Source organism: Janthinobacterium sp. Mn2066 (assembly GCF_049319705.1).
In the GTDB taxonomy this organism is placed as follows: domain Bacteria; phylum Pseudomonadota; class Gammaproteobacteria; order Burkholderiales; family Burkholderiaceae_D; genus Janthinobacterium.
On sequence record NZ_JBMOUF010000002.1, the window covers coordinates 629125 to 649294 of the forward strand.

The window sequence follows — 20170 nt, forward strand, 5'->3', positions numbered from 1 at the left end:
TCAGGTCGGTGGTGGCGCTCGGAATGCAAGCGGCAAGCCCTGTGCATGAGATACGCCATTTTAATCGACAAGTGGCGGGTGCGCGCAAGTTAATGTCATAAACACATCTATTCTGTCCTGGCATCGCATCACGCGCTGTCCATCCAGTATCATGGCGCTTTTTATTTGCGAGCACGCACCATGCTGAGTCCCGAACAATTGATCGCCTTCCTGGGCGTGGCCCTGATGATTACCGCCAGTCCCGGCCCCGATAACCTGATGGTGCTGGGCGTGGGCATGTCGCGCGGCCGGCGCCAGGGCATGGCGTTCGGCCTGGGCTGCGCCCTGGGCTGCCTCACCCACACCCTGCTGGCGACCATCGGCGTGTCGGCCCTGCTGGCCGCGTCGCCGATTGCCTTTACTGCCTTGAAAGTGGTGGGCGGGCTGTACCTGGTATGGCTGGGCATCGGCGCCTTGCGCAGCCGTGGCGGTGCGCGCGTCGATGGCGCCAGCGCCTTGCCCGATGAATCGCTGCTGCGCCTGTTTGCCAAGGGATTGTTCGCCAACAGTATCAATCCGAAAGTCGTGCTGTTTTTCCTGTCGTTCCTGCCGCAGTTCGTGATTGCCGGTCACGGCAGCGTGGCCTGGCAAACGGCGCAGCTGGGCCTGGTGTTTACGGCCCAGGCTTGCCTGCTGTTCGGCCTGCTGGGCTATTTTTCCGGCGCCATCGGGAAATGGGTCAACCGCCATCCAGGCGCCGGCCTGTGGCTGGACCGCGTGGCCGGCACCATCTTCATCGGCCTGGGCTTGCGCCTGATCCTGGCGCGCTGAGCGTATCTTCGGCGGTGGCCGTGATCTGGAAGGCCAGTTCCATCTGGTCTTGCACGGCCATCGCGCCGCCCAATATGGCAAACGGCGTAATGCCGAAATCGCTTTGCTTCAACAGCAGCTTGCCGCTGGCCTGCAGCCTGCCGCCATCGGCCGCCTCGACGATCTCGGTGGGCACCTGCACCGTGCGCGTCACGCCATGCAGGGTGATCTCTGCCTCCAGCAATGTACCGTCGCCCGTGCGCCGCGCCGCGATGTGCACCCACGGGTAGCGCTCGGCATCGAGCACGCGCACCAGCATATTGTGGCGCGTGCCGGCAATCGCGTCGGCCGACGGCGTCGTCGTCAGCCCGGCCTTTTGCCGCAATCCCTCTTCATCCACGCTTAATTCATCGAGACGGAACTGGAACTCGGCCCGTCCCAGCGCGGGCGCGACCGTACCTTGCAGGGTATGGCTGGCGATCACGTGGTCATGCCCCAGGCGCGCCAGCGGCCCGCCGCGGCGCACGGTAATGGTCAGCAGGGATTCCTGTGGCGCGATATGCAGCACGCGCGCACCGTGCGGCAGCGAAGGCTGCGCCGGGACCGGGACCGGGACCGGGACCGGGGCCGGGACTGGCGCGGTCGAGGCGGCAGGCGGCGAGAGCGGGGTGCAGGCGGCAAGCAGGGCGCAGACGCAGGCAAGCAGGGCGTAGCGGCGGACAGTGGACATCGGTGACAACTCCTGGCGTAGCGTGCAGCAAAGGGCGAAGGCGCATGGCGCAATGTCCCGATAGTAAACGATACGGCGCTGTTTCAGCCAGCGTTGCCATGCCTGTCCAGCCTGGCATGGGGCAGGCCTGTGGCATGGCCGGATATGGTTGGCCGGAAGCGTCGGCGGAAGCCGTAGCGGCAATGCTGGAAAACTCAATCGTTTCAGCATGAATAAGCGAATATGAATTTTATTGAAGTTGACTGGTGATAATTCACATTTTTATTTTGTATTAATGGGAAAAACTATTCATTTGATAGTTTTATTTTGTTGCATAAAAATTATCTTTTGCGATTTTTCGGATCGGCCAGTATATCCAAAAAATAAAATGGCTTAATTGTGCGCAGCAAAATGCCGGCAATTCGTTGTCAAATGTCAACAAATAATTAAAATGGTGTTGCGCAAAAGAAACCGAACTCAACTGTCGTACGCTTGAACTGTTAAGTATTCATATCGTCATGTCACAAGATGACAGGTTGATATGCATGTCTGTGTTACTTCACGTAGCAGCATTTCATAGCGAAAAATATGACAAAACTCTTCCTGGGAGCGGTCCCACGTCGCAGCCGCCAGCATCTCACGTCACTGGTGTCACGCCTGTTCTGCAATTTGCGTTCCTTGCGGCATTCCCGCCAGGCCAGCGTACTGGCCCTTGCAGCCATGCTGCTGGGTGCCGCTGTCCCAGCCAGTGCGCAGGTGCTGTGGTCCGATTACCGGGGCACTTCGCGCGTGCCGGCCAATCCACCCACCCCCAACTACGACAACAGTTTTAATGCCGGCACCAGCGCGCGGGTGGCCAGCCTGCTGGCGCTCGATGCGAATCCCGGCCTGAACGCTGCGCGTACGGGCAGCTCGCCGCAGATGAACTGGAGCAATGCGGGCACGGGCGACGGCGCGCAGTTATGCAATACGGATAGCCAGAGCACGCTGAGCGCCTGCCGCAACTGGATCCAGGGCCGCGTCATGTACACGCTGGTGGTATTTCCGCAGGCCGGCAATTACCAATTCAGCGTAGCGCATGACGATGACGTGAAAGTGGATTTCTCCACCCAGTATTCCACCAATTACCGCGCTGCTGCCTATAACGTGCCGGTGGGCAGTGTTTCTGATTATTCATCGAACGAAACGGATTTCCAGAATCTGCCCGGCAATTTCAATAGCGCCACGCCGGGCGGCTGTTATCTGGCCCGCGTGCTGTGGAATAACGTGGGCGGCATCAATTACATGCACATGCGCTGGACGCGTCCCGATGGCGTCAGTGAAATCATCCCGGCCTCCCAGCTGCGCGACCCCAGCCTGGCCAGTTCGTATGCCAGTTGCACCAATAGCAAGGCTGACCTGGCCGTCAACAAGGCGGGGCCAGCCCAGTTCACCGTCGGCACGCCGTTGAGCTATACCGTGAAAGTGTGGAACCGGGGGGCGGCCAGCAGCACCGGCGCCAAGTTGTCCGATGTGCTGCCGGCCAGCTTGAGCAATGTCAGCTGGACTTGCGTGGCCAGCGGCGGTGCTTCCTGCGGTGCGACCAGCTCGGGTTCCGGCAGCAATACCATCAACCTCACCATGGGCATCCTGCCCGTCAATGCGGCCGCCAACGCGCCCACCAGTGGCGCTTACCTGACGATCACCATCAACGCCACGCCGGGCAATGTCGCCAGCATCGCCAACACGGCCAGCGTGACGGTCTCGCCCAACGAAACCGATCCAGACCTGAGCAACAACAGCAGCACCACCACCGCCACGGCAAAGAGCAATACCCTGACGGTGCTCAAGGCGCTCACGCCAGCGACCGATGCTGGTTTGTTCATCATGAATGCAAACGGCACGCTGGGCACGGCCGCCGGCAATGGCGCGACGGCCAGCGCCACGGTGCGGGTGGGCACTTCGGTGAACCTGGCAGAAACGGCAGGAACGGGGACCAGCCTGGCGCAATACCAGAGCAGCTACAGTTGCGCGCGCACCGATACGGCCGCCGTTATCGCTACCGGCGCAACGGTCTCGGGCAGCCTGACGATGCCCGATGCGCCCGTGACGTGCACCATCAGCAATCGCCGGCTGCAGGCCGACATGCAAGCCGTCACCACCATACCGGCCGGTCCCTACAATGCGGGAGATAGCATTACCGTCACGGGCGTGTGCACGAATAACGGCCCCGATCCCGCCGTCACGCCCAGCTGCGTGATGAGCGGCTTGCCCGCAGGCGCCACGGCAACCTGCAGCGCCCCGGCCGTACCGTTTACCGTCAATTCGCGCATCAACTGCAGTGCGACCTTCAATTTGCCCGCCAGCGGCAATTTGTCGATTACCACCACGGCCGCTTCGGCGACGCTGGACCCGACCCCGGCCAATAACGTCGACACCAAATCGCTGGGTGTCGTCAATCCCCTCGTGAGCGTGAAGAAAACCGTCGACAAGGCCAGCGCCTATGTGGGCGATACCTTGACGTGGACCCTGGCCGCCAGCAATGGCGGCACGGGCGCCACCACCGCGCCTTTGATCCTGACCGATACTTTGCCTGGGAACCTGAGCAATATCGTCATCACGCCCACGGCGCCGACCACCTGTTCTACCCTGGTTGGCAATACGCTTAGCTGTACCGTACCGGCCGGCCTGGCGCAGGGCGCCGCCGCCCAGGTGAAAGTGTCGGCCGTGGTTACGCTCAATGGCAGTTTCGTCAATAGCGTGCTGCCATCGGGCGGCAATGGCGCGGCCTGCCTGTTGCCGGCTGATTGCCAGACCAGCACCACCGTGCAAAAAGCCCTGGTCGACGTGACCACGACCTTGAATGGTTTCCCCAGCGTGACCAATGCAGGCGACACCATCAGCGGCACGGTTACCTATACCAACCAGGGGCCGGGTACGGCCGAAGGCGTGAGCTACACCCTGAAGTTGCCGGCTGGCATAGGCAATGTCAGTGTGACTGGTCTGACTGGCGTGTATAACGCGGGTACGGGTTTTATCGCGCTGTCCGGCTTGCCGGTCAGTCTGGCGCCCGGACAAAGCATCAGTTTCCGCCTGTCTTACACGCAGCCCGGTACGAATGCCTCGACGGTGACCAGCACGATTGCGACTACCTCGGTGGAAGTGGCCAATGATTTGCCCAATACGGCCACCGTGGCCGTGCCGGGACCCAATATCAGCGTGACCAAGACGGCCAATAAAACCACCGCGAACGCGGGCGAGGATATTACCTGGACCATTACGGCCCGCAACACGGGCAGTATTGCCAACCAGGGCGTGGTGACCCTGGCCGATATCCTGCCCCCCAACCTGATGATCACCTCCGTGACGGCGCCCGGCGTGACTTGTCCGCCGCTGGCCAGCTGGGTTGCGTCGAGCTCGCAGTCCTGCACGATTGCCGCCGGCCAGCTGGCGGCCAACAATGGCGTGCGCACGGTCACGATTATCGGGCATTCCTGGCAGGCAGGCAGCGTGCTGAACCTGGTGCGGCCTGCTGGCGTTGACAATCCTGCCTGTGCTTCGGGCGCCGTTTGCCAGACGGCCACGACCATCACCAAGCCGCAGGTGGTGATGACCAAGACGGTCGACAAGAACAGCGTGAATCTCGGCGGCACCCTGAGCTGGACCGTGACGGCCAACAATACCGGCAATGGCGCGACGAACGCGCCCATGCTGTTGATCGATACCTTGCCAGCCAATCTGAGTGACCTGGTGGTCACGCCTGTGGCCCCCACCACCTGTACTGCACCGGTGGGCAATGAACTCATTTGCACGGTGCCGGCCGGCCTGGCGCCTGGCGCCGCCGCCAGCTTTACCGTGACGGCGCGCCCCATCATCGCGGGCACGTATGTCAATAGCCTGGTGTCGTCCGGTGCAGATGAACCGCAGTGCAGGCAGGCCAGCGATTGCCAGGCCACATCGACCGTCACCAGCCCGAAAGTGGCCGTCAGCAAGACTGTCGACAAGGCCACCGTCAATATCGGTGGCAGCCTGAACTGGACCTTGACGGTCAGCAACAGCGGCAGCGGCGCGACCACGGCCCCCGTGACCCTGGTCGACACCTTGCCGGCCAACTTGACAGCCCTGGTGGTGACGCCGGTAGCCCCCGCTACCTGTGCGCCGGTCGTCGGCAATATCCTGACCTGTACCGTGCCGGCCGGCCTGGCCGCGAATGCCACGGCCAGCGTCAATGTCACGGCGCAGCCAACCATGGCCGGCACGTTTGCCAATAGCGTCGTGCCGTCCGGTCCGGACAACCCCGTTTGCACCACGCCGGGCGATTGCCAGACCAGCAGCAATGTCACCAGCCCCAGCGTGACAGTGAAGAAAACCGCCGACAAGGCGAATGCCAATGTGGGCGACACGATTAGCTGGACTTTGACGGCCAGCAATGGCGGCACGGGGCCGACTACCGGTATCGTCAGCCTGCTCGATACCTTGCCGGCCGGCCTGACGAATATCCAGGTCGCGCCGCAAGCTCCCACCACCTGCGCAGCGATCGCCGGTGCCACCCTCACTTGTAGCGTGCCGGCCGGCCTGGCCCCTGGCGCCTCGGCCAAGGTGGTGGTGAAAGCCACGGCGACCCTGGCCGGCGCCGCCGTCAACAGCGTGCTGCCATCCGGTCCCGACAACCCCATCTGCGCGCAGGCTGGCGATTGCGGCACCACCACCAATGTCGTCCGGCTGCTGGTGGACGTGACGACTACCCTGAATAACTTCCCGCCCAATACCCAGCCCGGCGACCTGATTTCCGGCGTCGTCAGCTATGCCAACGTGGGACCGGGTGCGGCCGATGGCGTGACGTACAGCCTGAAGCTGACGGCCGGCCTGTCCGGCGTGACGGTGACGGGCGCAAGCGGAACTTACAACAGCGGCACCGGCGTGCTGACCCTGGCAGGCTTGCCGACCAGCCTGGTCAGCGGCCAGAGCACCAGTTTCAATATCAGCTATACGCAGCCGGCCAACAACCTGTCGCTGGTGACGTCGGCCATCGCCACCACTTCGCAGGAAGTGGCGAACGACCTGCCGAATACGGCCTCCGTATCGGTGCCTGGTCCTATCATCCGCGTTACCAAACTGGCCGACAAGCAGGTGGCCAACGTGGGCGATACGGTGACGTGGACCATCACGGCCGTCAATACGGGCAGCCTGGCCAACCTGGGTCCGGTGACCCTGACCGATATTTTGCCGGCCAACGTGGCCGTCACGGCAGTGACGCCGGGCGCCGGCGTCAGCTGTCCGCCACTGGCCAGCTGGCAAGCCAGCAGCGCCCAGGCCTGTACCATCGCGCCCGGCCAACTGGCGCCGAACGGCAGCCGCAGCATCACGATTGCAGCGCGCGGCACGCTGGCGGGTAACCTGGGCAACAAGGTATTGCCGAGCGGACCCGATAACCCGGCCTGCGCACAAGCGTCTTCCTGCCAGAGCACCACCACGCTATTGAGCCCGCAAGTGACGGTGCGCAAGAGCGTCGACAAGAGCAATATCAATGTCGGCGATGCGCTGACCTGGACGATTGCGGTGAGCAATAACGGCACCGGCCCCACCACGGGCGTGATTACCCTGACCGATGGCTTGCCGGCCAACCTGACCCTGGGCCAGGTGTTGCCGGCAGCGCCGGCCACTTGCGGCGCGCCGGCTGGCGGCCAGCTGGTCTGCACCATACCGGCCGGTTTCGCGGCGGGCGCCTCGCTCAATATCGTTGTCAAGGGCGTGGCCACGGCGGCAGGCATCTATGTCAACACGGTGCTGCCTTCCGGCCCCGACAATCCCGTCTGCAACCAGGTTGCCGATTGCAGCACCAGCAGCACGGTGGTGAAATTGCTGGTCGACGTGACGACCACGCTCAATGGTTTCCCCGGCAGCAGCAATGCGGGCGATACCATCATGGGCACGGTGAGTTACAGCAATATCGGCCCTGGCGCCGCTGAAGGCGTGAACTACAGTTTGCAGCTGACGCCTGGCCTGACAGGTGTCAGCGTGAGCGGTGTGTCGGGCAGCTATGACGCCGCCAGCGGCCAGCTGAGTTTTGTCGGCTTGCCGGTGACTTTGACGGCAGGGCAGGGCGTGAGCTTCCAGCTGCGCTACACCCAGCCGGCCAACAATTTGTCGACCGTCACCAGCCGCATCGCCACCAGTTCGACCGAAGTGCCGAACGACCAGCCGAACGTGGCCACGGTGACTACGCCGGGTTCCATCGTGCGCGTAGGCAAGACGGCCAACAAGAGCGTGGCCAATGTAGGCGAGGACATCACGTGGACGATTACCGCCAGCAATACCGGCAGCCTGGCCAACCAGGGCGTCGTCACCCTGACGGATATCTTGCCCCCTAACATTATCGTCACCAGCGTCACGCCCGACAGCGGCGTCACCTGCCCACCGCTGGCCAGCTGGCTGGCCAATAGCAGCCAGAGCTGCAGCATTGCCGCAGGTCAACTGGCGGCCAACAATGGGGCACGCAAGATCGTGCTGACCGGCCACGCCAGCGCCGGTGGCAGCCTGGCGAATCAGGTGATGCCTAGCGGTCCCGACAATCCAGCCTGTGCCCAGGCCAGCGCCTGCCTCAGCACGGTCAACGTCACCAGTCCGCTGCTGGCACTGAAGAAAACCGTCGACAAGGCGGCCCTCAATATCGGCGACACGCTCACCTGGACCATTACCCTGGCCAACAACGGTACCGGCGCCAGCACGGCCGTCGCCACCGTGACGGACAGCTTGCCGGCCGGCCTGGCCAATATCGTCGTCACGCCAGCGGCGCCCACCACTTGCGCGCCGGTCGCCGGCAATGTGCTGAGCTGCAGCGTGCCGGCTGGCCTGGCTGCCGGTGCTTACGCCAGCGTGCAGATCAGCGCCCGCGCCACCGTGGCCGGTTCGCTGCAGAACAGCGTCACGGCCAGCGGTCCAGACCGTCCTGCCTGCCTGCAGGCCAGCGATTGCAGCACCGGCAGCACTGTCAGCAGCCCCAGCCTGAATGTCAGCAAGAGCGTGGACAAGGCGGCTGCCAATGTCGGCGATACGCTGACCTGGACCTTGAGCGTGCGCAATAGCGGCACCGGCGCCAGCACCGGTATCGTGACCTTGACCGATACCTTGCCTGCGGGCCTGAGCAATATACTGCTGGCGCCGGTGGCGCCAGCCACGTGCGCTGCGCCGGTGGGCAATGTCGTTACCTGCAGCGTGCCGGCTGGCCTGGCCGCCGGCGCCAGCGCCAGTGTCAAGCTGAGCGCGACCGCCACCGTGGCAGGTAGCCTGAACAATACTGTGGTGCCGGGCGGGCCGGATAATCCGGTCTGCCTGCAAGCAGGCGATTGCAACAGCAACACGCTGGTGTCGGCCTTGCTGGTGGACGTGACCACCACCTTGAATGATTTCCCGCCGAGCAGCAATGCGGGCGACACCATCAATGGTGTGGTCACTTTCAGCAACCAGGGCGCAGGCGTGGCGGAGCATGTCACGTACAGCCTGCAGCTGGAAAAAGGCCTGGCAGGCGTCTCGCTGAGTGCGATCAGCGGTGCGCCTGGCGTCAGCGGCGTGTATAACGGCAGCACCGGTTTGTACGTGCTGAGCGGTTTGCCAGCGACCCTGGTCAGCGGCCAGAGCGCCAGTTTCCGCCTGTTCTATATGCAGCCGGCCAGCAACAGTTCGCGCATCACCAGCGTGATTGCCACTACCTCGCCGGCCGTGCCTGTGGGCTTGCCGAAGACGGCGACCACCAGCTTGCCTGGCCCCCTGGTGCGCGTCATCAAGACGGTCGACAAGGCCACGGCGGCCGTGGGCGATACCCTGAGCTGGACCATTACGGCCAGGAACACGGGCAACCTGGCCAACCAGGGCCCGGTGACACTGGCCGATGTATTGCCAGCCAATATCACCGTGCTCAGCGTCACGCCCGATGCGGGCGTGAGCTGCCCGGCACTGTCCAGCTGGACGGCCGGCAGCGTGCAAAGCTGCAGCGTGGCGGCCGGCCAGCTGGCGGCCCTCAACGGCAGCCGCAGCGTGCGCATCACGGGCCGTGGCAGCGTGGCGGGTCCGCTGTCGAACCGGGTCATGCCGGGCGGCCCGGATAATCCTGCCTGCGAACAGGCCAGCGTCTGCCAGGCAACGACGACCTTGTCCGCGCCGAATGTGGCCGTGCGCAAGAGCGTCGACAAAACCAGCCTGAACGTGGGCGATACGGTGACGTGGACGATTACTGCCAGCAATAACGGCACGGGTCCTACCCGGGCGGCGATAGGCTTGACGGACACCTTGCCGGCCGGCGTAAGCAATGTGCAAGTGTTGTCGACGCAACTGGCCAGCTGCTTGCCGGCGGCGGGCAGCATCCTCAGCTGCAGCGTGGCGCCAGGTTTGGTCCCGGGCGCGGTGGCGCAAGTGGTCGTCAGCGCCACGGCGACGGCGGCCGGCTTGCTGCAAAACAGCGTCTTGCCGAGTGGCACCGATAATGCCGTCTGTGCGCAGGCCGGCGATTGCCAGACCAGCAGCACGGTGAACAAGCTGCTGGTCGACGTCACCACCAGCCTGAACGGCTTCCCCGGCAGCACCAGCGCCGGCATGCAAATTTCGGGCACGGTGAGTTTCAGCAACGTGGGGCCCGGCACGGCCGATAATGTCACGTACCGCCTGACGCTGGCGCCGGGCCTGCTGGGTGTCAACCTGACTGGCGCGGCCGGCAGCTACAATCCGTCCAGCGGCATGCTGATCGTGACAGGCTTGCCGTCCAGCCTGGCGGCCGGCGAGACGCACAGCTTCACCCTGGCCTATATCCAGCCCGCCAGCAATCTCTCTACCATCGTCAGCAACATCGGCACCAGTTCCACCGAAGTGCAGAACGATTTGCCCAACACGGCCATCGTCACCATGCCGGGCGCGCTGATCCGCGTCACCAAGACGGCCAGCGTGGCGACGGGCAGGCTGGGCGACAGCATCGTCTGGACCATCACTGCCGTCAACAGCGGCGGTGCGGCCAACCTGGGCGTGGTGACCCTGGCCGATATCCTGCCGGCCAACCTGACGGTGTCGAACGTGGTAGCGGACGCGGGCGTGACTTGTCCGCCATTGTCCAGCTGGCTGGCCAGCAGCGTGCAAACCTGCACTATTGCCGCCGGTCAATTGGCGGCCGTGAATGGCACGCGCAGCATCCGCATCACGGCCAGCGGCAGTGCGGAAGGTACTTTATCGAACCGCGTGGTGCCTGGCGGTCCCGACCATGCGGCCTGCGCCCAGGCTGGCGATTGCCAGTCGAACGTGGTGCTGACGGGGCCGAAAGTCGCCATCAAGAAAGTGGCCGGCCAAACGACGGCGAATCTGGGCGATACCTTGAGCTGGACCATCACGGCCACCAATACGGGCAGCGGCGCCACCCGTGCCGCCATCAGCCTGGTCGATACCTTGCCGGCCAACCTGGCCAGCATCACCGTCAACGCGACGGGTGCCACGTGCAGCCCGGTGGCGGGCAATGTGCTCAATTGCAGCGTCACGGCTGGCTTGAGCGGCAATGGCGGGGTGGCCAGCATCGTGGTCACGGCCAGGGTGACGCAGGCGGGCGTGGCGGTCAACAGCGTGGTGCCATCCGGTCCCGACGCGCCGTCCTGCCTGCAGCCGGCCGATTGCCAGACCAGCACCACCGTCAGCAGCCCCAGCGTACTCGTGAAAAAAGTGGCCGACAAAGCCACGGCGACGGTCGGCGATACGGTCAGCTGGACCATCACAGCCGCCAACAACGGCAGTGGCGCGACTACGGCGCCGGTCACCCTCAGCGATGACTTGCCGGCTAATTTGAGCAATATCACGGTCACGCCGGTAGCGCCGGCCACCTGTGCGCCGCTGGCGGGCAACAAGCTGGTGTGCACGGTGCCGGCCGGCCTGGCGCCGAATGCGGTGGCGGCCGTCACCGTCAGCGCCACCGTCAGCAGCGGTGGTGCGCTCAACAACACGGTAGTGCCGTCCGGTCCCGATGGGCCGCGCTGCGCCCAGGCCAGCGATTGCACGGCTGTGACGGAGGTGGCCGTGCCTGCCATCGGCGCGGCGCTGGCCGTCGGCAAGGTGACGCAGTTGTCGGCCCAGGTCTACACCGTGCCTTACACGGTGGTGGTCAAGAACGTGGGCAAGGGCACGACCGCCAATGTGCAGGCGCTCGACAGCCTGCTCGCCACCTTCCCGGCGCCGGCCAGTTGCAGCATCGTGACGCCACCGGCGGCGCCAGCGATTGCCGGCAGCAAGCAATTGCCGGTCAACCCAGGCTTTACGGGTGCTTGCAATGGCAGCGACCTGCGTCTGCTGACGGGCGACGCGGCGCTGGCCGAAGGCGAGCTGACGGTGATTACCTTCACGGTGCAAGTGACCGTGCAGGGCACGCCTTTGCCGATATACAACAACAGCGTATTTGCCAGCTCGGTCAGCGGCGCGAGCGCCAATGCCGGTGGCGCCATCAGCCTGGCACGGGCGCTGGCGGCGCGCGCCAGTGTGGCCGCTGCAGCCAATGCGACTGCCGCACCGAACCCCAGCTATACGCCGCCGGCAGGCAACGCCGTGTTCGATGCATCGAATAACGCGCCAGCCTATGTCGGCACGGTGGCAACGGCGGCTGAAGTGGTGGCCATCATCGCCAAGGTGGACCCCAACGGTAATGGCAATGCCTCGGAAACCGTGGGCGGCGTGCCGTTCACGGGCGAAGATACGCCCACGCCGGTGGTACTGCAGGCACAGGTGGTGGACGTGATCAAGTCCGTGGCGTCGCAGCAGCAGCTCGATGCCAGCAAGTTCGAGATCGGCTATGTGGTGCAGGCGGCCAACCGCTATCCGGCCGGCGCGCCTGCCTCGACCATGGTGCAGGTGGTGGAAAACCTGAAGGCGGTGTTCCCGACGGCCACCAGCGTTGCCCTCAAGCCCGGTAGCCTGCTGGTGACGCCGCAGCCTGCCGGCGCCACGGCCTGTGTCGCCAATCCTGACTTTAATGGCGTGACGGTGTTTGGCTTGCTCACCGGCAAGGGCGACTTGCTGCCGCAGGAAAGTTGCAGTATCGCCTTCACGGTGGTGGTGGACTTTGGCAGCGTGGCGGCGATTCCGACCGTGCCGCAGTTGAACCAGGTCTATGCCAGCACCTCGCAAGGCACGGGAAGCGGCGGCTTCAATATCGGCCACAGCTATGTGGTCGATGGCACGGGCGTGATGTCGCCGGTGCCGCCCGCCGGGGCGCTGGCGCAGGGCAGTTCGGCCAATAGCGCCGTGCTGCCGGCCACGCCAGGGGCCACGCCGCCCAGCTATACGCCGGTGGTGTTCAACACGCAGGACAAGCCGATGTTGTTGATCAGCAAAATCGCCAACAAGACTACGGCTGAACTCGGTGACAGCTTGCAGTACACCATCGAGGTCAAAAACACGGGCGTGGCGACGGCATTCGGCGTGACCGTGCTCGACAAGCTGCCAGCCGGCTTCCGCTACATCGATGGCAGCACCACGCGCAACAATGTGGTGCAGGCCGATCCGGACGGCAAGCCAGGTCCGCAACTGTCGTTCAAGCTCGAATCGCTGGCGCCGAATACCAGCGTGACCTTCCGCTACCGCCTGCGGGTGGGTGTCGGCGCCTTGCAGGGGGACGGCATCAACCGGGCCCAGGCGAGCACCAGCAACGGTCCGCCGTCGAACGAGGCGCGGGCCAGGGTGAAGGTGACGGGCGGCGTGTTCACCACCGATGCCTGTATCGCCGGCAAGGTGTTTGTCGACTGCAATCACAACCATGTGCAGGATGCCGAGGAACTGGGCATACCGGGCGTGCGCCTGTACATGGAGGATGGCACCAACTTCACCACCGACGTGGAAGGCAAGTACAGCTATTGCGGCATCACGCCGAACAGTCATGTGATCAAGGTCGATGGTTCGACCTTGCCGCGCGGCAGCCGCATGATGGAAGCGTCGAACCGCAACCTGGGCGATGCGCACAGCCTGTTCCTCGATACCAAGAACGGCGAGCTGATGCGTGCCGACTTCATCGAAGGTTCCTGCTCGGCGCCGGTGCTGGAACAAGTCAGGCAGCGCCGGGCGCAGGGCGAGACACGCGGCGCGGAAAGCGGCAAGCGGGCAGGGCCGGGCCAGAGTTTCAGCAGCCAGCCTGTGCCTGCCGTCGTTCCAGCCACCACGCCGGCAGCGGGAGGCAATCATGCTCAATAAGCGCACCCTGGCCATGTTTGATGCCCCATTTCATGAAAAGTCGCCTATGAAGAACCCTCTCCCTGTACGCAAGCGGCTGGTCATGGTGCTGGCGCTGCTGATGCTGCCGGCCGCCAGCCACGCACAAATGCCTTTGCCTGACAGCGTGGCCGGCCCCAGCGTGGCGCCGCCAACTTTGTTTAACGACCGTATCGGCGCCGTGGATTACAGCATCAACCGGGGTATTGCCCGCATCGTATTTGACACGGATCAAAGTGACGTGCCGGCCGATGGCCAGAGCGCCGTCACGGTGCGCGTTACCCTGTTCGATGAACAGGGCCAGCCCTGGAAGGGGCCGGCCTTGCTGACCATCGAGGCCAGCGGCGGGCGCATCCTGCTGGCCGGCGCCCGTACCGACGAGCTGGGCCCGGAACGCCGCGATGCAGATAAAGTCACGCCGGGCACGCAGCTGAAAGTGGAGAATGGCGAGGCCAGTTTCAGCCTGATCGCGCCCGGCACGCCGCAGGACGTGCTGCTGCGCGTGTCGGCCGGTGCGACCGCTGCCCAGGGCGTGATCAGTTTCTTGCCAGAATTGCGCGATATGCTGGCCGTGGGCTTGATCGACGGCGTGATCAGCAAGCGCAGCCTGTCGAGCAGCGCGATTTCACCGTCGCGTTTCAATGACGGTTTTGAACGCGACATCGACCGCTGGAGCCGCAGCTTTAATAATGGCAAGGCCAATATCGCGGGGCGCGCCGCGATGTTCTTGAAAGGCACCATCCGTGGCGACGCTTTGCTGACGGCGGCCTACGACTCGGACAAGGATACGCGTTCGCGCCTCTTGCGCGACGTCAATCCGGAAGAATTTTACCCCGTGTATGGCGACAGTTCCATCCGCAACTTCGACGCCCGTTCCAGCGACCGCCTGTATGTGCGCATCGACCAGGAAAAAAGCTATGTGCTGTATGGCGACTTTGCCACCGGCGAGGGTTTCAGCCAGATGACGGGCGGCGGCAGCGTGGCGAACTTGCAGCAACGCAAGCTGGGCCAGTACAACCGCACGGCCACGGGCGGACGCGGCCATTATGAAAAAGACGGCATCGTCGCCAATGTCTTTGCCATCAACGACAGTTTAAAACAGGTGGTCGAGGAATATCGCGCCAACGGCACCTCGGGGCCATTTGCCGTACGCAACAACAATGGCATCGAGAACTCGGAAAAAATCGAGATCGTGGTGCGCGACAAGAATCAGAATGGCAACATTTTGCAAGTGACGCAGTTGCAGCGCTTCGAGGATTACAGCTTCGAGCCGTTCAGCGGTCGCATCCTGTTCAAGCAGGCGATCCCCGCGCTGACGGCGACGGGCAATCCGCAATCGATCCGCATCAGCTACGAGGTGGACCAGGGCGGCGAAAAATTCTGGACCGTGGGCGCCGATGGCCAGGTGCAAGTGAGCAAGATGGTCTCGCTGGGCGGCGCCATCGTGGAAGACAAGAATCCGCTGTCGCCGTATAAATTGCATAGCGTCAATGCCGGCTTGCGCTTCGGCGACAATACCCTGCTGGTGCTCGAAGCGGCGCGCACCACCTCGACCACCTACAACGCGGGCGGCGGCATCTACACCACGCCATCGGGCCAGGCGGGAGAAATGCGCGATGATGTGAGCGGCAATGCGGCCCGGGTGGAATTGCAGCACAAGGACGACAAGCTGGAGGCGCGCGCCTACTGGAGCCGTTCCGACACGGATTTTAATAACACGGCGGCCGGCATCACGGGCGGGCGCGGCGAAACGGGATTGAAGGCTGGCTATAAAATCAATCCGGCCATCACCGTCTACGGCGAGGCCATCCGCAGCGACGAGCGCAGCACCGATGCGCACCGCGATGCAGCCCGGCTGGGTCTGGCCTGGAACGCCACCGAGCGCTGGCTGCTCGACGTGTCCGTGCAGCACATCAAGGAAAGCGGCGGCTTGCCTTCCACGGCCGGCATAGCGCCAAACACGGCGCCGCTGGGCACGGGCTTGAACCCGACTGGCGGCTTCTTTGGCAATGGCACGGCCAACACGGCGATTGACCCCGTCACCGGCAGCAGCATCACCACCTTTGCGCCGATCAACCCTGGCGTGGGCGGCGGCGCCAGCGGCCCGCTGGACGCCACCACCGTGCGGCTGGGCACGCAATACAAGGCTACCGACCGCTGGACCCTGAACGGCGAAGTGGAAAAAAGCGTCTCCGACACGGACCAGCACCGCTATGCGATGGGGGCGCAGTACCAGCTGGCCGAACGCAGCCGATTGTATGGCCGCTATGAAAACCAGACGGGCCTGGCCTCCGCCTATTCCCTGAATCCGGCCGACCGCAGCACCAGCTTTATCGCCGGCGTGGATACCGGTTACATGCCGGGCGGCACCGTGTTTGGCGAGTACCGCATGCGCGATGCGCTCGATTACAGCCTCAGCAATCAGCGCGATCTGCAACTGGCCTCGGGTGTGCGCAACACCTGGAATCTCAGCGAAGGCCTGGCAGCGAGCACCAATGTGGAGTACCTGAAAGTCATCAATGGCCAGCAGCAGCAAGCGGTGGCCGTGGCGGCCGGGCTCGACTATTCCGCCAACCCGCTGTGGCGCGCTTCCGTCAAGCTGGAATACCGCCGCCTGTTCGACAGCCAGATCGCGCCGGGCGACCAGCGCCAGGACCAATGGCTCAATACCATTGCCTGGGCCCGCAAGCTGAGCCGCGACTGGACTTTCCTGGCCCGTAATTACCTGCTGTACACGCGCAATAACGATGACGCCAGCGGCGCGCCGATCGGCAATGTGCTGCAGGACCGGGCCCAGCTGGGCTTTGCCTGGCGTCCGGTGGACGACAACCGTTTTAACGGCCTGGCCCGCTACGAGTACAAGACGGTGCGCGACCAGTCGCAGATCGATGGCGACAATTACCGCGCCCATATTGTTTCCACCCACCTCGATTACCACCCCAGCCGTCCGTGGTGGTTCACGGGGCGGGTGGCTGCCAAGCACAACAACGATAAGAACTTGCCGGCCGGCCAGGAAAAATACACGGCCTGGCTATTCTCGGGCCGCACCGTGTACGACATCAGCAAGAACTGGGACGTGGGCGTACTGACGGCCGTGATGGGCAGCCCGCAAGGGGGCACGCGCCAATGGGCCAATGGCCTGGAAGTGGGCTATCTGCTGGCGCAGAACCTGTGGCTGTCGGCCGGCCATAACTGGTCCGGTTTTTCCGACCGCGACCTGACGGGCGCCGACTATACGGCGCGCGGCCCGTATGTGCGCCTGCGCTTCAAATTCGATGAAAAGCTGTTCAAAGGCAAAGATCCTGCCATCAATCGCACCCTGGCCCGGCCATGAACCTCACCATGCGGAAAGTATTGACCATGAAATTGACAAAAAAACCGACATTGATAGCGCTGGCCAATCTGCTGGCCGTAGGCCTGGTCCAGGCAGCAACTCCCATCCAGGCTGCGGCGCCGCTGGCCTTGCCCGAGGCGCGTATTTCCGACCAGGCCATTTCCGGCGACCAGCAAGCTTACCGGCTGCTGCAGGAGCGCATCAAAAAGCTCAACGATGGCGGGGTGCGGGTAGGCGACTATTATCTGTCCAAGGCGCAATGCTGGCTGGACGTGTCCTACCATGAATATACGCGCAACGACCGTTCGGACTTCCCCCTGCTGGCCTTGCAGGAATCGGCCAAGATCGTTGCCTCGCTGGAAACCGGCAGCAAGCCGAATCCCGGAGACGAGACGCCGCTGGTGAATGGTGCCACGCGCTTGCGCGACGATTTATGGCGCAGTTTCGCCCAACTGCACCAGTCGCCCGGCTTTGCCTGCGCGGCGCAAAAAGTGGCCTGTGGCGAAGTGGAACTGGTGCATGCCGGCAATGAATACAGGCAGCAAGGCTGGCGCCACGCCAATCCCTATGTGCAACTGGCCGAAGATGCGCAGGCGGCGGCCCAGTCCGCTGCCGCCGCTTGCCCGGTGGATCTACCCAAGCCGCCGCCAGAGCCGCTGCCGCCGCGGCCCCGCATCGCGCACGAGCGCGTTACCCTGGACATGGATGCCTTGTTCCCGTTCGACAAAGCGGGGCCGACCGATTTGCTGCCGCAGGGCGCAGCGCAGATCCGCGAACTGGCCGCGCGCCTGAAGCAGGGCTATGTGCAGATCGATACCCTGTCCGTCACGGGCCATACGGACCGGCTGGGTTCGGACGCCTACAACCAGGCCCTGTCGGAAAAGCGCGCGCTGGCCGTGAAACAATTCCTGCGCGAGCAAGGCATCGCCAACGTCATCAGCGCCTACGGCAAGGGTAAATCCGAACCGGTCGCCGCCTGCGACAAGGTGGCGCCGCGTACCGCCCTGATCGCCTGTCTGCAGCCGAACCGGCGGGTGGAGATTGAGTTGACAGGTGTCAAGAGTAGCGCCCAGCCGTGAGCTGCTTGGCCTGGTGGCCGTCGGCAAACACCAGGATGGCGCCGGCGACCGCCTGCGGCGCTTCGCGCTGAGGGAAATGGCCGATACCCTCGAGCAGCACGCGCCGGTACGGCCCGCTGAAGTAGCGTTCGCGTCCGCCTGAGGTGTCCGGATGGTTGCAGGTATCGGCCGCGCCGTGCAGCACCAGCGTGGGCAGGTGCAGGACGGGCGCCGGTTGCAGGGCGGCTTCGTCAGCGGCATAGGCGGGGTCGCCCTGGACGAAGGCCCAGCGGTGGCGATAGGAATGTAGCACCACTTCGGCCCAGTCGGGACCGTCGAAAGCCCGGCTGGCCCGGGCGAAATCGGCCTGCGTGTACCAGCCAGCGGGCGACCACGTATCCCACAGCATGCGGGTAAACGCCTGGCGATCATGCTCGACGGCATGCTGTCCCCTGGGCGTGGCCATGAACCAGTGATACCAGTAATTGCGCGCCTGTCCATACGACAGCGCTTGCTGTGGATCGTTGGTGCCATAGCCAACCGACAGCATGACCAGCGCGGAAGCGGCGCTGGCGCGCAGACCGCAGGCATTGGCCACCGCCCGCGCGCCCCAGTCATGGCCCACCAGCAAGGGGCGCTGCAATTGCATGGCATCGATAAAATCGAGCAGGTCGCGGCCCAGCGCGGCCAGTTGCCCGCTGCGCCGCGTGGCCGCATGGCGGAAGCGGGTGGGGGCGCAGCCGCGCAGGGCGGGCGCCAGCACGCGGTAGCCAGCCGCTGCCAGCGCTGTGGCCGTGCCGCGCCAGCTTTCAGGGCTGTCGGGCCAGCCGTGCACCAGCACGGCCGTGCGGTGGCCGGCCGGATTCCATTCCAGGTAAGCCACCTCCAGCAATGGCGTCGAGATGGTGTGATACGGTTGCATGGTCGCTCCAGATGAAGGGGGTATGCCATCCATCGTAGCGCCCTGTATCTATTTGATTCGTGAGTAATTCATCGATATTATGTGCATATCTTGATGAATTGGAGCAGGTATGGACGCAAGCTGGCACGCATCGGCATCCCCGACCCTTGACATCGTCTTGCTGCGCAGCCTGCTTGAAGTGGTGGACGCTGGCGGTTTTGCGCTGGCGGCGCAGAACCTGGCGCTGACGCCATCGGCCATCAGCGGGCATATCAAGCGCCTCGAACAGAGTGCAGGCAAGCAATTGCTGACCCGCACGACGCGCAGCCTGGAACTGACGGCGGCCGGCGAAGTGCTGTACCGGTATGCGCGCAATATTGTCGACCTGGAGCGGGAGGCGCGGGCCACCTTGAACGGTTCGGCCATCCAGGGGCGGCTGAAGCTGGGCGTGTCGGAAGATTTCGCGGGCAGCTGGTTGCCGCAGGTGCTGGAAACCTTCCAGCGCTGGCATCCGCAGGCGAGCATCGAGTTGAAGGTCGGCATCACGTCCAAGCTGCTGCGCCGCCAGGCACACGAGCAGATCGATGTCATCTTCGGCAAGCAATGTGCGCGCACGGAGGCCGACGGCGAACTGCTGTGGGCCGAGCCGCTGGTGTGGGCGTATGCGGCAGGCCGCTTGCCCGATGCGCAGCAGGCGTTGCCGCTGGCGCTGTTTCCCGATTCTTGTGTCTACCGCGAGGCGGCTCTGCTAGCCTTGGCGCAAGCAGGCCGAGCCTGGCGGCTGGCGTTTGAAAGCAGCAGCATGGCTGGCTGCGTGGCGGCCGCGCTATCCGGTTTCGCCATCACGCCGCTGGCCGCCAGCCAAATGCGCGAAGGCTTGCGCACGCTGGGACTGGCCGAAGGACTGCCGGCCTTGCCCGATGCGCGTTTCCACGCGTTTACGCGGAGCAAGACACCTGCCGTGACAGCGCTGGTCGATGCGGTAAGGAGCGCGGGGCAGCGGAACAGGTTCAAGGTTAGCGCTACGTCATAAGGCCGTCATATGGCGCTGTTATGATGCTCTTGTTGGCACACAGCATGTCTTGCGCAGATCACTACGCTCCGGGAGCGCTAGGATGCAGGGCATGACTCAACAGCTTAGCCGGTGAGCTCAACCATCGGCACCAGACATGCGAAGA

General features: G+C 64.1%; 7 protein-coding genes. 5 read left to right on the top strand and 2 right to left on the bottom strand.

Going from position 1 to position 20170, the window contains the following annotated elements; genetic code table 11:
- Positions 1-180 precede the first annotated feature (180 nt).
- Complete coding sequence (locus tag ACL9RI_RS06125; RefSeq protein WP_422725686.1) at positions 181-810, top strand: LysE family translocator; 630 nt, start codon at positions 181-183, stop codon at positions 808-810.
- Here ACL9RI_RS06125 and ACL9RI_RS06130 read toward each other — a convergent pair.
- Entirely contained in the window at positions 773-1519 is a 747-nt protein-coding gene (locus tag ACL9RI_RS06130) for a YceI family protein (RefSeq protein ID WP_422725687.1), read from the bottom strand. The two genes, ACL9RI_RS06125 and ACL9RI_RS06130, sit on opposite strands and share 38 nt — an antisense overlap.
- Positions 1520-2086: 567 nt before the next feature.
- Between ACL9RI_RS06130 and ACL9RI_RS06135 the strand changes: the two genes are divergently transcribed.
- Genes ACL9RI_RS06135 through ACL9RI_RS06145 form a run of 3 tightly spaced genes read left to right on the top strand, consistent with a single transcriptional unit; the run spans position 2087 to position 18112 of the window.
- Complete coding sequence (locus ACL9RI_RS06135; protein WP_422725688.1) at positions 2087-13681, top strand: hypothetical protein; 11595 nt, start codon at positions 2087-2089, stop codon at positions 13679-13681.
- 46 nt (positions 13682-13727) lie between these two features.
- Positions 13728-17033 carry a hypothetical protein gene (locus ACL9RI_RS06140; protein ID WP_422725689.1) on the top strand — a complete coding sequence of 1102 codons (3306 nt, stop codon included), beginning with the start codon at positions 13728-13730 and terminating at the stop codon, positions 17031-17033.
- 26 nt (positions 17034-17059) lie between these two features.
- Complete coding sequence (locus tag ACL9RI_RS06145) at positions 17060-18112, top strand: OmpA family protein (RefSeq protein ID WP_422725690.1); 1053 nt, start codon at positions 17060-17062, stop codon at positions 18110-18112.
- On the opposite strand, the gene ACL9RI_RS06150 is transcribed toward ACL9RI_RS06145, so the two are convergent.
- On the bottom strand, positions 18090-19013 hold the full coding sequence (locus ACL9RI_RS06150; protein WP_422725691.1) for an alpha/beta fold hydrolase: 924 nt from the start codon (positions 19011-19013) through the stop codon (positions 18090-18092). The two genes, ACL9RI_RS06145 and ACL9RI_RS06150, sit on opposite strands and share 23 nt — an antisense overlap.
- Before the next feature lie 109 nt (positions 19014-19122).
- Between ACL9RI_RS06150 and ACL9RI_RS06155 the strand changes: the two genes are divergently transcribed.
- On the top strand, positions 19123-20025 hold the full coding sequence (locus ACL9RI_RS06155) for a LysR family transcriptional regulator (RefSeq protein ID WP_422725692.1): 903 nt from the start codon (positions 19123-19125) through the stop codon (positions 20023-20025).
- The last annotated feature ends 145 nt before the right edge of the window (positions 20026-20170 follow it).

Excerpts from the sequence above, each read along its gene's own strand:
- ACL9RI_RS06125 (WP_422725686.1), top strand. The coding sequence starts at position 181 with ATGCTGAGTCCCGAACAATTGATCGCCTTCCTGGGCGTGGCCCTGATG.
- ACL9RI_RS06130 (WP_422725687.1), bottom strand. The coding sequence starts at position 1,519 with ATGTCCACTGTCCGCCGCTACGCCCTGCTTGCCTGCGTCTGCGCCCTG.
- ACL9RI_RS06135 (WP_422725688.1), top strand. The coding sequence starts at position 2,087 with ATGACAAAACTCTTCCTGGGAGCGGTCCCACGTCGCAGCCGCCAGCAT.
- ACL9RI_RS06140 (WP_422725689.1), top strand. The coding sequence starts at position 13,728 with ATGAAGAACCCTCTCCCTGTACGCAAGCGGCTGGTCATGGTGCTGGCG.
- ACL9RI_RS06145 (WP_422725690.1), top strand. The coding sequence starts at position 17,060 with ATGAAATTGACAAAAAAACCGACATTGATAGCGCTGGCCAATCTGCTG.
- ACL9RI_RS06150 (WP_422725691.1), bottom strand. The coding sequence starts at position 19,013 with ATGCAACCGTATCACACCATCTCGACGCCATTGCTGGAGGTGGCTTAC.
- ACL9RI_RS06155 (WP_422725692.1), top strand. The coding sequence starts at position 19,123 with ATGGACGCAAGCTGGCACGCATCGGCATCCCCGACCCTTGACATCGTC.